The organism is Mesorhizobium sp. M1365, assembly GCF_040317865.1.
Classification (GTDB): domain Bacteria; phylum Pseudomonadota; class Alphaproteobacteria; order Rhizobiales; family Rhizobiaceae; genus Mesorhizobium.
The window spans coordinates 1-1,562 of sequence record NZ_JAMYLG010000102.1 but is presented as its reverse complement, the minus strand read 5'-3'; the positions used below and the strand labels follow the sequence as shown (position 1 = coordinate 1,562).

At 56.0% G+C, this 1,562-nt stretch carries 1 protein-coding gene; it reads left to right on the top strand.

Annotated features, from left to right (window positions below; all coding sequences use genetic code 11):
- Positions 1-91 precede the first annotated feature (91 nt).
- Positions 92-1,252, top strand: a complete 1,161-nt coding sequence (locus tag NKH04_RS33055; protein WP_353045603.1) for an IS110 family RNA-guided transposase — start codon at positions 92-94, stop codon at positions 1,250-1,252.
- The last annotated feature ends 310 nt before the right edge of the window (positions 1,253-1,562 follow it).

The following is a 1,562-nucleotide window of genomic DNA, read 5'->3' as shown; positions in this document are numbered from 1 at the left end:
CACGTGCGGGAGAAGATCCTATGGGCGACTGGATAGCAGCCACCGCTCTTGCGAATGTGTGGTTGTTACAAACACCACTCGGGAGCCAGGCATGCAAACCGGTCAATTTGAAACTTCGATCGCCATTCGCACCGAACTCTGCGCGATCTTCGTGTCGCTGGAATTGAGCAGAACACGGTGGTTGATCACATCTCTTTCGCCGGGAGGGGGAGAGAAAATGTCGAAGCACTCAGTTCTGGGAGGCGATGTTGCGGATCTCCTGAAAAGGCTCGCAGAACTCCAACAGAAGGGGCGATCGCGCACCGGCAAAACGTATCCCGTGGTCGTTATCCAAGAAGCCGGTCTCGACGGATTCTGGATCCACCGCACACTTGAGAAGAATGGAATCGAAAGCTGGGTAGTTGATCCTGCTTCGGTTCTGACGTCCCGAAAACATCGGCGGGCGAAGACCGACAAAATTGATGGGGAAACCTTGGTGCGGACGCTTCTGGCCTACAAGCGAGGGGAACCAAGGGTGTGTGCGATGGTCAGGGTTCCCACTCGTGATGAAGAGGATCGTCGTCGAATCTGCCGAGAGCGAAAGACGCTGATCGCAGAGAGAATCCTGCACGTAAACCGGATCAAAGGCTTGCTGTTCGCACAAGGAATTGGCGACTACGAACCGATCTACCAAAATCGCCGCGCTCGACTGGAGGAACTGCGAACGGGCGACGGACACCCGCTGCCACGTCAAGTTAAAGCACAGATTTTACGGGAACTTGATCGTCTCGAAATCCTCCTTGCACAGATCAAGGAGGTTGAAGCAGAACGGGACGCGTTGCTCAATGTCGTGAGCGACTCTATGCCGAACCCGGCGTCCATGATCGTGCAGCTTAAGGGTATTGGTGCTGAAGTCGCTGCGGTTCTCTGGTCGGAGGGGCTCTTCCGCAACTTCGATAATCGCCGCCAAGTCGCTGCCTACGCTGGCCTGGCGCCTACCCCTTGGCAGAGTGGCTCTGTAGATCATGAACAAGGTGTCGGGAAGGCTGGTAACCCGCGACTTCGGACAGTCATGATCCAGCTGGCATGGCTATGGCTACACCATCAGCCGAATTCGGCCCTCAGCACATGGTTCATGGAGCGCGTGCAACGAAACGGGGGGCGCGGGAAGAAAACCGCGATAGTCGCGCTGGCAAGAAAGCTTCTTGTAGCTCTCTGGAAATATGCCGTTCATGGAGTGGTCATTGAAGGCGCAAAGCTGAAGGCGGCCTGACTGATGAAAATCGCCTCAATCTCCCGCAGTGGTGCGGGCAGATCCAGACAGGACAAACCGAAGGGTGAATGTGGCGTCACGCGCCGACGAGAAGAAGGGTTTTGTCCTACCGAGCCTCCGCCTACGAAAGAGGGATTTTGGTGCGGCCGATAAAAAGCGGCGACCGTATGTGAGTTTGGACTGGTGGAAGTGCTCCAGTCAGATGATGAGCTCGAGCCTGGATACTGGATCGATGGGAGTGCCGAACATGCGTTTTTGAACCCGCTTTACATTGACGGGCCCATGTGAGTTCACCTGCCGCGACTGCGAG

What these genes read in the sequence shown, in the direction of transcription:
- NKH04_RS33055 (WP_353045603.1), top strand. Translation starts at nt 92, where the DNA reads ATGCAAACCGGTCAATTTGAAACTTCGATCGCCATTCGCACCGAACTC.